We start from the raw sequence: 15,868 nt of genomic DNA on the forward strand, positions 1-15,868 counted from the left end.
AGCTCTTGGTCGCGAACTGCATGGGCCCGGCGAGGGTGCTCGCCGGGCCCATGCAGTTTGGATCACTGGTTCAGCAGTCGACGGGAACAGGTGCCGACGTCAGCTCCTGGTCCACTGCTGGTTGCTGCTCGCGTTGCAGTACCAGACGTCGACCGCCGTGCCGTTGCCGGTGCCGCCGCCGGCTGCGTCCAGGCAGAGCTCCGGGTTGGCAACGCTGGTCACGGTGAGGTCCGCGTTCACGTTCCACTGCTGTGCCGCCGCGCCGGTGCAGTCGGTGATGATCACGGGGTCGCCCGCCGTGGCTCCGGTGCCTCCGACCGTCATGCACTTGTTGCCGTAGACGGTGAGCTGCTTGTTCGCGTCCCAGTTCCAGGACTGGTTGCCGCCGTCGTTGCAGTCCCAGAGGTCGAGCTGGGTGCCGTTGGTCGTGCTGAAGCCGGGCACGTCGACGCAGCGGTTGGAGCCCACGCCGCGCAGGACCTCGCCGGGAGGCGCGGGCGGCAGGTCGTTGACGGGCGGGGTCTTGCCGAAGCCGTAGCCCCAGCGCAGCTGCGCGACTCCGCTGGCGTTGTTGTCCACCAGGTTGCCGTCGGCGTCCAGGGACTCGATCGAGTAGGCGTCGCCGAACCTGAGGCCCGGCCAGTACACCAGGCCCATCCCCTTGCTGCGGGCGGTGTTGGTGACGGCCGCGAGGTACGACGTGTAGATGTTGCCGTCCCACGCGCCGTAGTTCAGGCCGGTGGTCATCGGGGAGCCGGCCTCGTCGATGATGGTCCGGCCGGCGTAGTTGCCGATCCGGGACTCGAGGTCGGCGACCCAGTCCGCCTGCTTGGTGTGGCTGGCCCAGAAGCCGTAGAAGTGCAGCGACAGCAGCGTTCCCCGCAGTTCGCGCGCCGCGCCGACGCCGGTGACGTTGTCGTTGTAGCCGGTGCCGCTGATCACGACGCGGCCGCGCGGGACGTCCTTGTGCTGGGCGAGCCAGCCGCTGGTGACGGACACCCACTGATCCAGGGTGTAGCCGTGCGGCTCGTTCATGGGCTCGAAGTAGACCCGCGGGTTGTGCTTGTACTCCCGCACCACGGTGTTCCACATCTTCTTCCAGGCGGCCGTGTCGTCGACCAGCCCGTCCTTGCTGGTGTCGGCCTCCCAGTAGCTGACGATGACCTTGTCACCGTAGGCCGTGGCCGCGTCGATCGTCGCCCGGTACGACTTCCACCAGTTGGTGCCCACGGTTGCCGGGTTGATCGGCAGTCGCAGCGTGTTGGCGCCCAGGTTCTTCTTGAACCCGCGCACCATGTGGCCCGTGGTGCGGTACACGGTGCGGTAGTCGTCGGTGACCGACAGCCCGCTGGGCACCACCGCGTCACTGGCGTAGTTGTCCCGCGGGTCTGCCCAGTTCACCCCGCGGAAGTCACTGGTACCGCCCTTCACCACGGGCTTGACCGGCGCGTACGAGGCGGCTGACGTCGTGGCGGCCGGCTGGGCGAGGGCGGGATTCGGGGCAGTCAGCAACATGAGTGTCGCGCCGAGGCCGGCCATGAACACTTTGGCCAGTCTCCTCGACCCCGACGGGGTGTTGGTCATGTCGTCTCCAGTGACGGGTATCGCGAAGGGCGGAGTGCGGGTTCGTCACCTGAGCCGACCCACGGTTGAACCGGGATCCGGATACGGGTGTCCCAAATCCCCACAAACCACTCATGGTTACGTAACCATTGACCGGACATTGACACGACGCCCCCACTGATGACAAGTCCCGTGACGCTTCCGAAACACGGCAGACCTTTTCGACGGCCGGCTGCCGCGACCGGTCGGCAACACCGATCCGGCAGGGTCGTCGCTGGGGTGGGCGCGGGCGGGAGTGCGGCAGGCAGGCCGAAGTGGAGAGCTGACCGATGACGTCTGCCAGCGCTCCACGACGGCCTGCGACTGCCTGACTACTGAGGACGGATCCGGATTACTTGCCGAGGACAGATCCGAAGTAGGCGTTGTCCCCCGATGCGCCGAGCGCGGCGGCACCGAACGACCAGGAGCCGCTGGTCGTCACGCCCGACGCCGTGCCGTCGAGCACCCAGGCGAAGCCTGCGCCGTCGTTCTCGTAGGGAGCCGTGGTGACGAGTTCGGCGTGGCCGTCGCGGTCGGAGTCGATCAGCCGTGCCTGCGCACCGAAGCGGTCGTGCGTCTCGGCCGCACCCGGCACGCCGGCAGTGTTCTGGTTGAAGTTCTGCGAGCCGGCCGTCCCCAGGCCCCGTGCCGAACCACGCAGGACCCACACCGCGCCCGCGTCCCCCACCTCGCCGATGCTCTCGCCCGGGGAACCGATCGCCAGGTCGAGGTAGCCGTCGCCGTTGACGTCCCCGAGGCTCAGGTCGTTACCGAACTGGTCGCCGACCTCGGAGCTGCCGCCGAGGCCGTCCTTGCCCTGCTCGAAGATCTGATCCGGCGCCTGGGAGCCGGAGTCGAACAGCCCGTCCCGGCTTCCGTAGCGCACGGAGACGCTGCCCGCGGACAGGTCCCACTCGCCGTGCTCCAGGGTGCGGGGGGCGCCCAGCACGAGGTCGGGGTAGCCGTCCTTGTTGATGTCACCGGAGGCGCCCACCGAGCCTCCGCCGAAGGAGCGGTCCAGTTCGAGTCCGTCCGCGGAGCCGCGCAGCAGCACCGAGTGGCTGTTCACGATCTCCAGGCTCGGCTGGGTGCCGGTGACGACGAGATCGGCGTAACCGTCCTTGTCGTAGTCGGCGCCGGTCAGACCGCTCGGCCGGAAGCCGTCCTCAGTGGGCAGACCGTAGAGCTGCTCGGGGTTCTGCGGTGTGCGGGTGGCGCTGAAGTCGTGTACGTAGACGGAGTCCTCCGCGTTGACGTGGGCCAGTTCCGGGCGTCCGTCGGCGTCGACGTCGGCGGCGGTGAGCCCGCTGCCGTAGGACTCCCTCGCGCCGGGCGCGCCCGTGGTGTTGCTCTCCAGCCACGAACTCGTGCCGGTCAGCCCGCGGGCGGAGCCCCACAGGACCGTGATGCTGCCCGCGTCGACGGCGTCATCGATGTCCTCGCCGGGGATTCCGACGGCCAGGTCGGCATATCCGTCACCGTCGAGGTCCGCGGACGTGACGGCCGCGCCGAAGGCGTCGTGGGCCTCCGGGCTGCCGGGTACTCCTGCCGAACTCTGCGTGAGGACCACCTTCTTGGCAGTGTCGACGCCCTTGGACGAGCCGTACAGCACCGAGACGAATCCGGCTCCCGGCTTGCCGCCCACCGTGGCGGCGGGTGCCGCGGTCACCAGGTCCGCGTAACCGTCGCCGTTGAAGTCGTCGTGGGCCACCGTGGTGGCGCGCTGGGCGCCCTCCGCCGCCCAGGCGGGCCCGCCGACGATCGCGGTGCCGGTGATGCCGAGCAGGGCTACCGCCAGGAAGGCGGCGCGTGTGGAGCGCATGAAAATCCCCCTTGTGTCGCTGCGTCGATGCCGCAGCCTCATGAACCGGGCAGTGCACCGTGCCGGTCACGCACGGCTTTCCGCCCTTGCCGCAGATGAGACCGAGGAACCTCAACAGAAGTTGTACGCCCGGCAGTTGCCGCAGAGTCCTGTGGCACGGCTGTGACCATGGCCACGGATTCGTGACACTTCCTGCCCTGATGCCACCCGCGACAGCGGCAGCCCCTCCTTGTGACCACAACCGGCGCCGGCGGGCGGGTGTCTCAGCGGAAGATGTCGGCGTTCTCCGTGGCCCACTGGTGGAACGGTCTGGCCGGAGAGCCGGTGATGCGTGAAACCGTGGCACGCACCTTCAGCAGCTCGTCATTGACGTCGCCGCCCGTGACGTCGAGGACCGCCTCCGCAGCCTCGGCCCCGAAGACCGCGGCCATCTGGGCGTGCGCCTCCTGCCGGCTGATCTCCTTGAAGGGCACATCCCGACCGAGTGCCGCGGCGATGGCCTCGACCTGCTGCCGGGCCGTCACCGGCTCCGGGCCGGTCAGGGCATACGTCTGTCCCTGGTGACCGGGCTCGGTCAGTGCCGCCCGCGCCACCGAGGCGATGTCCGCGGGGTGGATCGTGGGCAGCCCGATGTCCGCATACGGCGCGCTCACGCCCTCACCGCCGCGGATCGACTCCGCCCACATCAGCGAGTTCGAGGCGAACTGTGTCGGCCGTAAGATCGTCCAGGCCATACCGCTGTCCTGCAACAGCCGCTCCACCGCCAGGTTCTCGCCGGCCTGACCCAGGCGCGGATGGGTCTGGACCGTGATGGAGGACACCAGCACCACATGCTCGACACCCGCCAACCTGGCGGCATCCAGGACGTCGGCATCCGGACCGAGACGCGACACGAGGAACAGTGAACGCACCCCGTCCAGCGCGGACTTGAGTGACCGCGGCTCCGCGAAATCACCCTCGACAGCCTCGACTCCAGCGGGGAACGCGGCTCGTGCGGTGTGGCGGGTGAATCCCCTCAGCGGTCCCGCACCGCCCCTACGCAACTCCCCCAGCAGCGCGCTTCCTATGTTCCCGGTGGCGCCGGTCACGAGGATCATCAGCGTGTTCTCCTGTCGTCAGGTGATCAACTGGAAGACACGCTAGAAACTCAACCGCCCTTCAGGTCAAGGAAGTGTGACCGGGGCGGACGGGCATGGTGCCGCCGGTGGGACGGGGCGGGGGGCTGGTCCCACCGGCGGCTGCTCGGACAGGCCTGCGCGACGGTGGCCGCGTCAGCCTGGGTGCCCGTGCGTCAGAACGCGGGGATGGCGGCCGCCGCCCGACTGTCGGCGTTCCGGGCCTTGTTGATGTTGCTCTGGAGGTTGCCGGTCAGCGGGAAGTTGGCTTTGCCCCACTTGGAGTTCCACAGCTGGTCGCGCGGCGTCTTGTCCATGTTCTCCATGGTGACCAGGGCCGGGCGGTCCCAGCCTCCGTCGCCCCACGCCTCCGGGGCCTCGCCCCACGCGGCGAAGCGGAACGCGTGCGTGCTCGCGCCGTCCTTGTGGTAGACGATCTGGACGCGGTTGTAGCTCGACTCGCCACTCAGCCGGCCCATCGGCACCTCGTTGATCGGGTGGGTGCTGTAGCCGCCGTGCCGCGAGGCGGACAGGAAGCGGGGGCTCTCCTCGCCCTGCTTCTGGAAGACCACGACGGACTCCCAGTCGTGACGGTGTCCGAAGGCGTCGGCGCCGTTCAGCGTCTGGTCCTTCTCGAAGTAGAGCGCGTAGACGTACGCGCACCAGCCGTCCTTGCACCAGCTCTGCGAGTACGTGTTGGCCTTGCCGAGGTGGTTGGTCCGGCAGCCGCCGGTGATCGACCCGGTGTTGTCCAGACCCCCGTTGAGCTTTCCGCTCGCGTCGACGGCCGCCGCGGGGAAGCAGCCGTCGGAGTCGTAGTCGAAGAGCGGCATGTACTTGTTCTGGTAAGTACTCGCGTTCCACGGCAGCGGGGTCAGGATGGCGGCGGACGCGCTCGTCGAGATGCTGACGGTCAGCGCGCCCGCGCTGAGCGCGACCAGTGCCGCCTGGCCGAGACGGGACGTTCTGCGGTGGTGCGTGGATGCCTTGAACATTGCGGGTGCTCTCCACTTGGTCGTGCCGGGAACACGGCTCGGTCGTGCCGTTCGTCCGGCGTGGCGGGACCGAGACTGGCAGCCGGAAAGTTGACTGGCACCCCTTTCATCAGGCCGTTCAATTCCGTCGTCGGGAGTTTCGTCTTCAGTGCTCCGACTGTTTTCGGTTGTTTTCGTTGTGAACGGACAGGGTGCGCGTCCCGTTTTTCCCTGTGATGTGGCGGTGATGCAACTCCTGTGCCGTACGGGGATGGGGAGGGTGGAGCTCATGGGGCGTCCCGAAAGACCTGTGGACCCGCAGGCCGGTCCGGTGCAGCGGTTCGCCCATGAGCTGCGGGAACTGCGGCGGACGACGGGCGGCCCCTCGTACCGGCGGATGGCCGAGGCGGCCGGGTTCTCCGCGGCGACCCTCTCCGAGGCGGCGCGCGGGGAGCGGCTGCCGTCCCTCGCGGTGGTCCAAGGGTATGTGCGGGCGTGCGGGGGCGACCCGGGTGAGTGGGAGCCGCGCTGGAAGGACGCCGAGGCGGAGGCCGCGTCCGCCGCCCGCGACGAGGACGGGGCAGTCGCGGCGCCCTACCGGGGGCTGGCGCCCTTCGATTCGGACGACCGGGAGTTGTTCTTCGGCCGGGACGGGCTGGTCGACGAGCTCCTGCGGCTGGTGCGGGAGCACAGGTTCGCGGTGGTGTTCGGGGCGTCGGGGAGCGGGAAGTCCTCGCTGCTGCGGGCCGGGCTGATACCCCGCCTCCAGCAGGAGAGCGCCGACCGGGGACGGCACTCCCACCCGGGCGCCCCTGTCGAGGCCGACTCCCCCGGTGCCCCTGACTCCCCCGGCTCGCCCGACACTCCGGACTCCTCAGTCGCGCCTGCCGAGGTGCGGGTGTTCACGCCCGGGGAGCGGCCGGCCGAGACGTACGGGCACCTGCTGGTCCCGAAGGAAGGGGGCCCGGAGAGCTGGGTGGTCGTCGACCAGTTCGAGGAGGTCTTCACCCTCTGCCACGACCGCGCCGAGCGGACCCGGTTCATCGACCTCCTGCTGACCGCCCGGAACCCGGACAGCCGGTTGCGTGTACTCGTGTCCGTACGGGCCGACTTCTACGCCCGCTGCGCCGAGCAGCCGGAACTCGCGGACGCGCTCGAGGGTGCCGGACTGCTGGTCGGGGCGATGACGGCGGACGAGCTGCGGGAGGCGGTGACCCGGCCGGCGGCGGCCGTCGGACTCCTGGTCGAGCGGGAACTCACCGCGCGGATCGTCGAGGAGGTCCTCGAACGGCCGGGCGCCCTGCCGATGCTGTCGCATGTGCTGCTGGAGACCTGGCGGCGGCGCCGGGGCCGGCTGCTGACGCTGGCCGCGTACGAGGCGGCGGGCGGGGTGCGCGGAGCGATCGCGGCAAGCGCGGAGCAGGTCTACGGGCAACTCAACCCCGAACAGGCCCGCAGCGCCCGCCAGTTGTTACTGCGGATGGTCGAACCGGGGCAGGGCGGCGCCGACACCCGGCGCCCGCTGACCCGGGCCGAGCTGGCCGAGTCGACCGACAGACATGTGCCCGTGGTGGTGGAACGCCTGGCCCGGGCCCGGCTCCTCACCGCCGACGAGGACGGCGTCCAGCTCGCCCACGAGGCGCTGATCACCTGCTGGCCGAGGCTGCGCGACTGGATCGAGGAGGACCGGGAGTGGCTGAGCCACCACCGGCGGCTGGCCGAGGAGACCCGGCTCTGGCTGGAGCACGACCGCGACCCGGGTGCGCTGATCCGGAGCAGTCGGCTGGCCCGCGCCGAGGCCCTGTTCGCCGGTGAGCCGACCGGGGAACAGGACCGTCTCGCCCCGCCCGAGCGGGAGTTCCTCGACGCGGCACTCGCGGCCCGCGCAGCGCAGGCCCAGGCCCTGACCCGTGCCGCCCGGCGCACCCGCGGCCTCGTCGGCGCGCTGTCCGCCCTGCTGACGATTGCTCTGGTGGGCGGGCTGGCCGCCTGGCACCTGGGCGTCGACAACACACGGCATCACACCGACAACGCCGCGCGCCGGGTCGCCGACCTCGCCGACGCGACGCGGACGACCGATCCGCGCACCGCGATGCTGCTGGGCGTCGCCTCCTGGCGCGTCTCGCCGCTGCCGGAGGCCCGCCGGGCGCTGCTCGGTTCCCTCGCCCAGGTGGAACACGCCGTCTTCACCGACCCGGCGCCGGGCAACGGCCCGAAGCGTTTCCTCGCCGACTCCGGCCGCACGCTGCTCAGCGTCGAGGGTCGTATCTGGCGCACCTGGGACGTGGTCACGGGCCGCCGTACCGCTTCCGGCCGACTCCCCGTCGGCGAGGTGCTCGCGGCCGGCCCCGACGCCCAAGTCCTCGCGGTCGCCGGGGCCGACGGCATCCGCCTGTGGGACACGGCCACCGGCCGCTGGACCGGCGGCGCGCACCCCCTGCCCGCCGCCTCCGTCATCGACATCGCGCAGGGCGGTTACGTCGTGAGCGGCACCGGCGACGGCCGGGTGAGCCTGCGGTCCGTCACCGGCGGTGGCGTGCTGTTCGGGGGCCGGGTGGCGGGCGGTTCGGTCACTCCGGCCGTGAGCGCGGACGGTCGCCTGGTCGCCGTCTGTCCGGTGGGCGGGTCCCCGCGGGTCTGGGACATCGCAGGCCGCCGCATCCGTCCCGGCCCCTGGGAACGGACCCGTGGTCTGTGCGCCGAGGCACATACGACGGCCCTCGTGTTCGGCGCCGACGGCGCCCGGCTCGCCGCGCTCTCGGCGTCCGGTGTGACGGTATGGGACACGGCGTCCGCCCGCGAGGTCGCCCATCTCGACGAACCGGGCGCGAAACAGGCCGCGTTCACCCCGGACGGCACCTTCCTGGCGACCGACGCCGGCGCGGAGATCCGGGTGTGGCGCCTGTCGGACCCGGCGGCTCCCGTGTTCCGACACCCCGTCAACAACCAGCACCTGTACGGACTTTCCTGGGACCCCACCCGCCGGACCGCACTGCGCTACCTCGAAGGCGGCGCAGTCCACTGCCTGGAACTGGGCGAGGCGGTCACATCGGCCTGGCACCCCCACCCGATGGCGGCCGTACGCATCAGCCCGGACGGCCGCACCTACGCGACCGCCCAACTCGTCGACGCCCGCTACCGTTTCGAGCTCCGGGCCACCTCCGACGGCCACCTCCTGCGCACGCTCCCCGCCCCGCCCCCACCCATGTCGACCGCCCGCTCCGACCCGCTGAACCCGGCGCACATGGTGGCCCTCCTCGCGTTCAGCCCCGACAGCAAGGCGCTCTCGTACGGGCTCTCGGCGCCCGGCCGCGAGGTGTCCCCGCAGCGCTTCACGGTCTGGGACCTGACCCGTGACCGGCTCCGGGCAACCCTGGACCTCGCGACGCCCGAGTCCGCCGCCCCGGTGGCCGCTCTGGCATTGGGACCGGGCGGCGGCACCCTCTACGCGGCCCGCCTGCCCCTCCGCGGCACACCGGTCCACGAGGCGTGGAACACCGAGACCGGCCGCCGGGCGACCGTCCTCACCGGCCTGACCAGCGTCCACCTGGCCGTCCACCCTGGCGGCAGCCTCCTCGTCAGCGACAGCCGCACCGCGGATCTCGACGCGGGGAAGGTCACCGGCAAGGGGCTTGTCCAGGGCGAACAGATCAGCGCCCTCGCCTTCGCAGCCGACGGTTCACGCCTCGCGGCGGGCGACCTGACCGGCCGGGTCGCCCTGTGGGACGGGGAGTTGAACGACCGTACGGGCATCCTGCGCAACGTCTTCCCCGCTCCCCTGGGCGAGGTACCGGAAGCGGTGAGCGCCCTGGCGGTCAGCCCGGACGGCGCGACCCTGGCCGTCGGGGGCACCACGGGCACACTCCAGCTCTGGGACATCGCCACCCAACAGCCCCTGGGCGGCCCGCTGACCACCCCGGGCGAGATGATCGACTCGCTCGCCTTCACCGCCGACAGCGGCACCCTGTACGCGGGCAGCGCCCATGTCCCCCTCCAGCGGTACGCGGTCGACTCCGAACGCGCGGCCACCCAGGTGTGCGCCCGCGCGGGCACGGGGGCGCAGCTCTCGCGGGAGCAGTGGCGGACGTATGTGCCGGAGGTGCCGTACAGGAGGGTGTGCGTCCCAGCCCCGTAGCGCCCGTTCGAGCGTTCGGCTATGTATGGGCCTGCGGCGCGGCCGTCAGGTCTGCGAAGTCGGCCAGCATGGCGGACGTGTTCGGCGTGATCCCGGTGAACTCACGGAAGGAGTGCGCCGCTTGATGCACGAGCATGCCGCCCCCATGCAGCACCCGGCACCCGTGGACGCGCGCGGCGTGCAGCAGGGGCGTTTCAAGGGGGCGGTACACCACGTCCACGACCCACAGCCCTCCGTGCAGCATGTCGGCCGGCAGCGGAAGACCCGGATGCGTGGTCATCCCGATCGGTGAGGCGTTCACCAGCCCGTCCGCGGCGGCAAGTTCCGGGCCGAGTGTCTCCAGGGGCACGGCTTCGGCGCGTTCCGCGCCGGACTCCTTGTTCAGCGCCTTGACCAGCGCCTGGGCGCGGTCCGTCACGGCGTCCACGACCGTCAGCCGGGCGACGCCCAGGTCGAACAGGGCGTGCGCGACGGCGGATCCGGCACCCCCGGCGCCGAGCTGCACCACGTGCCGCAGCGACACATCGGGCAGCCCCCGCGCGAACGCCGCGCGGAAACCGGTGATGTCGGTGTTGTGCCCGACGGCCCGCCCGTCGGAGGTGAACACGACCGTGTTGACCGCCCCCAACCGCAGCGCGGTCTGCGACAGTTCGTCGAGGTGGGGCACGATGAGCTGCTTGCACGGGTAGGTGACGTTCAGACCGTTGAAACCGCAGGAGCCGGCGGCACGGACCAGTCGCCAGGAGTCCTCGGGCCGCATGTCCAGATCGTTCAGGTCCACCAGCCGGTACAGGTGACGCACACCCTGGCGGTCCGCCTCGCGCTCGTGGAGCTCGGGGCTGAGCGAGTGACCGATGCCCGATCCGATGAGACCGACTAGGTACGAGTCCTGGGCCACGACAACTCCACGGGAGTAATGTACGAACCAGTTCGTTATAAATATCAGGGTAGGTGCGTCCCGGGGAACCCTGTGGGGGGACACAAGTGTCGGTTGCCGATCCGCCAGCGCCCCGCCGGGTCCGCGACGCGGCCCGCACCAGGGCGGACATCCTCGACGCGGCCACCGCGGAGTTCGTGCGGGCCGGGTTCACGGGAGCCCGCATGGACCACATCGCCGCCCGCACCCGGACCACCAAGCGGATGATCTACTACTACTTCGAGAGCAAGGAGCGGCTGTTCACGGAGGTCCTGAAGCGGGCGTACAGCGAGATCCGCCGATCCGAACAGGTTCTAAACCTCGGCAAGTCGGGCCCTGTAGGCGCGATCCGGTGCCTCGCGGAGCTGACCTTCGACCATCACGAGGCGCATCCGGACTTCATCAGGCTCGTCTGTATCGAGAACATCCACGAGGCGGAGCACCTGGCCGGCGCGGCCAAGGAGCTCTCCGCGCTCAACGCGCCTGTGCTGGCGGTCATCGAGCGGATCCTGCTCGCCGGCCGTGAGCGCGGACTGTTCCGCAGCGACGTGGACGCGGTGAGCCTGCACGCGCTGATCAGTTCGTTCTGCTTCTTCAGGGTCGCGAACCGGCACACCTTCGCCACCCTGTTCGGGGTCGACCTGCTCGATGCCGGCGGCCGTGAACGGCATCGCGCAATGCTCGGCGACATGGTCGTGGCCTACCTCACAGCCCCAGGTACACCTCCCTGACCCGGGGGTCGTGGCTGAGCTCGGCGGAGGTACCGTGCATGGCCACCTCGCCGTTCTCCATGACCAGGCAGTGGCTGGTGGCGCCGAAGGTGAGCTTGGCGTTCTGCTCGACCAGCAGCAGGCTCAGCCCCTCCTCGCGCAGCTTCAGCAGGACGTCGAGGATGCTCCCGACCAGCTTGGGCGACAGCCCCATGGAGGGTTCGTCGAGAACGAGCAGGCGGGGGCGGGCCATCAGTGCACGCCCGATGGCGAGCATCTGCTGCTGCCCGCCCGAGAGGGCCCCGGCGAGCCGGTCGCCCATCTCGCCGAGCACGGGGAACAACTCGTAGACCTCGTCGAGCTGTTGGTGGACCTCCTTGTCCCAGGCTCGTGAGTACGCCCCGAGCAGCAGGTTCTTCCGCACCGGCAGCCCGGGGAAGACGTGCCGCCCTTCAGGGACGTAGCCGATGCCCTGCCGCACCATGTCTCGGCCCTTGACCCGGGTCAGGTCCCGCTCCCCCAGGGCGATGCTCCCGCCGCTGCGGGGCACGAGCCCCATCAGTGCCTTGAGGGTGGAGGTCTTGCCGGCTCCGTTGGCGCCGATGATGCCCACGGACTCGCCGGGCGCGACGGTGAACCCGATGGAGCGCACCGCGCAGACACCGCCGTAGTGGACGCTCAGGTCCCGCACCGTGAGCTTCTCGGCGGTGCGGGTCTCGACGGTCTTCACGAGGTGGCCTCCTTCGGCCGGGTGGCCGACTCGGTTGGGCCGCGGCCGAGTTGGGAGAGCTCGGTATCGCCCAGATACGCCTCGATGACCTCCGGGGAGGCCACGACCTCGCTCGGTGTCCCCTCGGCGATGACCCTGCCGCTGGAGAGTACGGTCACCTTCTCGCACAGGGACATCACGAGCCCCATGTTGTGTTCGATGAGCACCACGGTCGTTCCGCTGTCGCGGATGGACCGCACGATGCGGATGAGCTGCTGGACCTCCTCACCGTTCAGGCCGGCCGCGGGTTCGTCCAGCAGGAGCAGCCGTGGCCCGGAAGCCATGGCGCGGGCGATCTCGATCCGCCGCTGGATGCCGTACGGGAGTGAGGCGGGGGCGGCGTCCGCGAAGTCGGCGAGGCCGTAGCGGTCGAGGATCTCCCCCGCCCGCTGCCGCAGTTGCCGTTCGCGGCGGATTACCCCGGGCTGCCACACCGCGTACTGCCAGATGGTGTGGGTGCGGGTGCGGTCCAGGGCGACGAGGATGTTCTCACGGACCGTCAACTGGCCGAACAGGCGCAGGTTCTGGAAGGTGCGGGCCATGCCCGCGAGGGAGAGCGCGTAGGTGCGGGCCGTCGTGATGCCCGCGCCCGCGAAACTCACCTCGCCCGCCGTGGCGCGGTAGAAGCCGCTGATGACGTTGAACAGGGTGGTCTTTCCCGAGCCGTTGGGCCCGACGACGCCGCGGATCTCGCACGCCTCCACGGTCAGTGAGACGTCGTCCAGTGCACGCAGGCCACGGAAGTCCTTGCTCACGGCGTCGATCGTCAACAAGGGTTCGGCTTGCGGAGGTTGGGGCGCGGGATCGTACGGGACGAAGGGCCGTAGCTCCGCTCGCGTCACGCTCCGGCCGCGTCGGCGTTCGTACAGTTCGCGCAGCCTGGCGGGAACGCCGGCCAGCCCTGTCGGCGCGAAGACGACCATGAGGACCACGACGACGCCGTAGCCGAGCTGCGCGTACGTGGAGAAGTCCGAGAGCCACTCCCGGATGAGGGTCAGGCCGATCGCGCCGACCACACAGCCGACCAGGGAACGCCGTCCGCCGATGATGACCATCGCCAGCAGGATGAACATGTTGGCGATGGAGAAGGTCTCGGGGGCGACGTAGCGGATGAGACCGGCGTAGAGGACTCCCGCTACCCCGCCGTAGAGGCTGGCCAGCAGGAATGCCGTCATCCTCAGCAGCGGGATCTCCGCGCCCATCGCCCCAGCGGCAAGGGCGTCGTCGCGCATGGCGCGCAGGCGGCGGCCGAGCGAGGTGTGCACGACGAAGAGGCCGAAGACGAGCCCGGCCCCGAACACGACGGCCTCCAGGTAGTAGTAGAGGTACTCGCTGGAGAGGTCGATGCCGGGCAGGGTCGGCACCGGGACTCCGGAGATGCCGTCCGCGCCGCCGCTGATGTCCGCGTTGGTGATCCAGTTGATGAAGCCGAGCGCCAGGCCGAGGGTGACGATGCCCAGGTAGTGGGACTGCATACGCAGGGCGGGGATGCCGACGAGCAGGCCGGCGGCGACCGTGGCGAGCACCGCGAGGACGGCGGCCGCCCAGAAGCCGTAGCCGCTGTGGGTGGTGAGGATCGCGACCACGTACGCGCCGACGCCGAAGAAGGCGACCTGGGCGAGGTTGATCTGCCCGGAGACGCCCATGGCCAGGCCCATGCCGATCGCGAGCAGGGCGTAGATGAGGGCGATGTCGACGACATGGATGCTGTAGCCGCCCAAGCCGTACGGCAGGGCCCAGGCAGCCACAAGTACCGCGCTCACTACGGCGGTTCGGGACTTCACGCGCGGCTCACCGTCCTCTCGCCGAAGATGCCCGTCGGGCGGATCATGATCGCCACGGTGAAGACGAGGAAGGTCACCAGGACCGAGTAGCCCTGGAAGTGACCCGCGGCGTAGGAGTCCAGGACGCCGATGGCGATGCCGCCGACCACGGCGCCGGGGATGGAGCCGAAGCCTCCGAGCATGGCCGCGGCGAAGCCCTTGATGCCCAGGGCGCCACCGAGCGAGGCGTCGACGTAGAGCATGGGGCCGACCAGACCGCCGGCGAGGGCGGCCAGGCCCGCTCCGATGGCGAAGGCCAGGGCGTTGCTGCGGCCGACGTCGATGCCGACGGCGGTGGCCGCTTCGTGGTCCATGGCCACCGCCTGCATGGCGGCCCCGCGTTTGGTGCGGGAGAGGAAGAAAGCGAGTGCGATGACCGCGACCACGGTGACGCCCATGACCAGGAGGTCGTATGTCCGCACGCGGACCCCGAAGATGTCCAGCGGGGCGGCCCGCAGCGGGGACGGCACGGCGCGGCCGGTGGTGCCCCAGATGAGGATGGCCACGGCCTGGAGGACGATGCCGAAGCCGATCGTGCCGATCAGCATCAGGTCGAAGTCCTTGTTCTCCAACGGTCGCAGGACACGTTCGATGACCAGGCCGATCGCCCCGGTGATAACGATGGCCACCGCCATGGCCACAGCGAAGGGGAGGTTGGCGGTGAGATAGAAGGTGGAGGCGGCGTACGCGCCGATCATCGCGATGTCCGCGTGGGCGAAGTTGACCAGTCCCATGGTCCGGTAGACGAGGGAGAAGCCCATCGCGACCAGGGCGTAGACGGCGCCGAGGCTGAGGCCGCCGACGAGTGTCTGGAAGGTTTCCTGCACGTCCGTCTCACTTCTGCGCGACGAGCTTGCCGTCTTGGATGACGCCAATGCTGGTCTTGGTGATGCCGACACCGTCGGCGCCGTAGGAGAACTGTCCGAGGAGTCCGTCGTACTTGGTGGCGCGGATCGCGTCCGCCAGTTCCTTGCCGGTGGCCACGCCGCTGCTCTTGAGCGCGGTGAGCAGGATGTTGGTGCCGTCGTAGGCCTTGGCTCCATGGAGTTCGGCGTCCTCGCCGTAGGCGGCCTTGTAGGCGGCGGCGAACTTCTGGGCGGCGGGGCTGGTGTCGTTGCCGAGGTAGGGCGAGCTGACGATGGTGCCCTCGACGGCCGCCTTGCCGGCGGTGTCGATGAAGACCGGGGTGCCCTGCGGGGCGGCGCCCGCGAACGGGGCGGTGATGCCGAGGTCACGGGCCTGCTTGACGATGAGGCCGGCCTCCACCTCCTCGGAGCCGATGAAGATCACCTCCGGCTTCTTGGAGCGGATGGTGCCGAGGGCGGCGCTGAAGTCCTTCTGGTCGGTGGTGACGACCTGGTCGGTGACCGCCGTGATGCCGAGGTCCTTCGCCGCCTTGGAGAACGCGTCGTGCTCCCCCTTGCCGAACGAACCGTTGTTCGTGATCATCGCGATCTTCTTGAAGCCCTTGTCCTGGATCAGGTATTTCGCCAGGGTCGTGTCGTAGGTGGTGCTGGTGGGGCCGTTGAGGAAGAGGAACTCGCTCTTCTGCTCGACGAGCGCGTCGGCCTGGCCCGAGGTGATGTTGGGGATCTTCGCCTGCTTCAGCGCCGGGGCCATGGCGATGGTGACCGCGCTCTCCGCGGTACCGATCATGGCGATGTACTTCTCGTCGGCGATCTTCCGGGCCAGGTTCGTCCCGATGGTCGGGTCGCCCTGGTCGTCGAAGGACTTGATCTGGATCTTGCGGCCGTCGATGCCGCCCTTCTCGTTCCACTCGTCGACGGCGAGCTTGGCGCCCTTCCACTCCCAGTCACCCAGCGAGGAGAGCTGGCCGCTGCGGGCGTCGACGACGGCGATCTTGATGGGGCCCGAGTCGGACTTGGTGTCGTCGCTGCCGGAGTCTCCGGGCGCGCTGCACGCGGCCAGTGCGACGAGTGTGACGAACAGGGGGGCCACAGGCCTGAGGGAGCGGTTCATGGTGGTCACCTCATGGAGGACG

The 15,868-nt window shown here is 70.1% G+C and carries 11 protein-coding genes; 2 read left to right on the forward strand and 9 right to left on the reverse strand.

The window, feature by feature from the left end; translation table 11 throughout:
* Positions 1 to 99: 99 nt before the first annotated feature.
* The 4 genes from ABKA17_RS35025 to ABKA17_RS35040 all read right to left on the reverse strand — a co-directional run bounded on the left by ABKA17_RS35025 (position 100) and on the right by ABKA17_RS35040 (position 5,534).
* Positions 100 to 1,584, reverse strand: coding sequence for a ricin-type beta-trefoil lectin domain protein (locus tag ABKA17_RS35025; protein ID WP_353696375.1), 1,485 nt, complete (start codon positions 1,582 to 1,584; stop codon positions 100 to 102).
* A gap of 370 nt (positions 1,585 to 1,954) precedes the next feature.
* Positions 1,955 to 3,424: an FG-GAP-like repeat-containing protein gene (locus tag ABKA17_RS35030; protein ID WP_353696376.1), complete on the reverse strand. Its 1,470-nt coding sequence runs from the start codon at positions 3,422 to 3,424 to the stop codon at positions 1,955 to 1,957.
* A 263-nt stretch (positions 3,425 to 3,687) separates the two neighbouring features.
* Positions 3,688 to 4,521 carry an SDR family oxidoreductase gene (locus ABKA17_RS35035; protein WP_353696377.1) on the reverse strand — a complete coding sequence of 278 codons (834 nt, stop codon included), beginning with the start codon at positions 4,519 to 4,521 and terminating at the stop codon, positions 3,688 to 3,690.
* A gap of 194 nt (positions 4,522 to 4,715) precedes the next feature.
* Positions 4,716 to 5,534: an NPP1 family protein gene (locus ABKA17_RS35040; protein WP_353696378.1), complete on the reverse strand. Its 819-nt coding sequence runs from the start codon at positions 5,532 to 5,534 to the stop codon at positions 4,716 to 4,718.
* Between the two features lie 268 nt (positions 5,535 to 5,802).
* Between ABKA17_RS35040 and ABKA17_RS35045 the strand changes: the two genes are divergently transcribed.
* Positions 5,803 to 9,648, forward strand: a complete 3,846-nt coding sequence (locus tag ABKA17_RS35045) for an nSTAND1 domain-containing NTPase (protein WP_353696379.1) — start codon at positions 5,803 to 5,805, stop codon at positions 9,646 to 9,648.
* A 19-nt stretch (positions 9,649 to 9,667) separates the two neighbouring features.
* Here the strand turns inward: ABKA17_RS35045 and ABKA17_RS35050 are convergent, their stop codons facing one another.
* Positions 9,668 to 10,546 carry a shikimate dehydrogenase gene (locus tag ABKA17_RS35050; RefSeq protein WP_353696380.1) on the reverse strand — a complete coding sequence of 293 codons (879 nt, stop codon included), beginning with the start codon at positions 10,544 to 10,546 and terminating at the stop codon, positions 9,668 to 9,670.
* 86 nt (positions 10,547 to 10,632) lie between these two features.
* On the opposite strand from ABKA17_RS35050, the gene ABKA17_RS35055 reads away from it, so the two are divergent.
* Positions 10,633 to 11,295: a TetR/AcrR family transcriptional regulator gene (locus ABKA17_RS35055; protein ID WP_353696381.1), complete on the forward strand. Its 663-nt coding sequence runs from the start codon at positions 10,633 to 10,635 to the stop codon at positions 11,293 to 11,295.
* Here ABKA17_RS35055 and ABKA17_RS35060 read toward each other — a convergent pair.
* The 4 genes from ABKA17_RS35060 to ABKA17_RS35075 are packed head-to-tail and all read right to left on the reverse strand — an operon-like array spanning position 11,270 to position 15,846.
* Entirely contained in the window at positions 11,270 to 12,004 is a 735-nt protein-coding gene (locus ABKA17_RS35060) for an ABC transporter ATP-binding protein (RefSeq protein ID WP_353696382.1), read from the reverse strand. The genes ABKA17_RS35055 and ABKA17_RS35060 overlap by 26 nt on opposite strands.
* The gene (locus tag ABKA17_RS35065) at positions 12,001 to 13,827 is read right to left on the reverse strand and encodes a branched-chain amino acid ABC transporter ATP-binding protein/permease (protein ID WP_353696383.1); all 1,827 of its coding nucleotides are present in this window, start codon (positions 13,825 to 13,827) and stop codon (positions 12,001 to 12,003) included. Before ABKA17_RS35065 ends, ABKA17_RS35060 begins: the two co-directional genes overlap by 4 nt.
* The gene (locus tag ABKA17_RS35070; protein ID WP_353696384.1) at positions 13,824 to 14,693 is read right to left on the reverse strand and encodes a branched-chain amino acid ABC transporter permease; all 870 of its coding nucleotides are present in this window, start codon (positions 14,691 to 14,693) and stop codon (positions 13,824 to 13,826) included. The genes ABKA17_RS35065 and ABKA17_RS35070 overlap by 4 nt, the downstream gene beginning before the upstream one ends.
* A gap of 7 nt (positions 14,694 to 14,700) precedes the next feature.
* Positions 14,701 to 15,846 (reverse strand): ABC transporter substrate-binding protein, encoded by a 1,146-nt coding sequence (locus ABKA17_RS35075; RefSeq protein ID WP_353696385.1) that lies wholly within the window; start codon positions 15,844 to 15,846, stop codon positions 14,701 to 14,703.
* Positions 15,847 to 15,868: the final 22 nt, after the last annotated feature.

Origin of the sequence: Streptomyces sp. RG80, assembly GCF_040446465.1 — a bacterium.
Classification (GTDB): domain Bacteria; phylum Actinomycetota; class Actinomycetes; order Streptomycetales; family Streptomycetaceae; genus Streptomyces.

Bases quoted from the DNA above. Each gene is read 5' to 3' on its own strand.
- ABKA17_RS35045 (WP_353696379.1), top strand. From the start codon at position 5,803: ATGGGGCGTCCCGAAAGACCTGTGGACCCGCAGGCCGGTCCGGTGCAG.
- ABKA17_RS35035 (WP_353696377.1), bottom strand. From the start codon at position 4,521: ATGATCCTCGTGACCGGCGCCACCGGGAACATAGGAAGCGCGCTGCTG.
- ABKA17_RS35040 (WP_353696378.1), bottom strand. From the start codon at position 5,534: ATGTTCAAGGCATCCACGCACCACCGCAGAACGTCCCGTCTCGGCCAG.
- ABKA17_RS35025 (WP_353696375.1), bottom strand. From the start codon at position 1,584: ATGACCAACACCCCGTCGGGGTCGAGGAGACTGGCCAAAGTGTTCATG.
- ABKA17_RS35075 (WP_353696385.1), bottom strand. From the start codon at position 15,846: ATGAACCGCTCCCTCAGGCCTGTGGCCCCCCTGTTCGTCACACTCGTC.
- ABKA17_RS35030 (WP_353696376.1), bottom strand. From the start codon at position 3,424: ATGCGCTCCACACGCGCCGCCTTCCTGGCGGTAGCCCTGCTCGGCATC.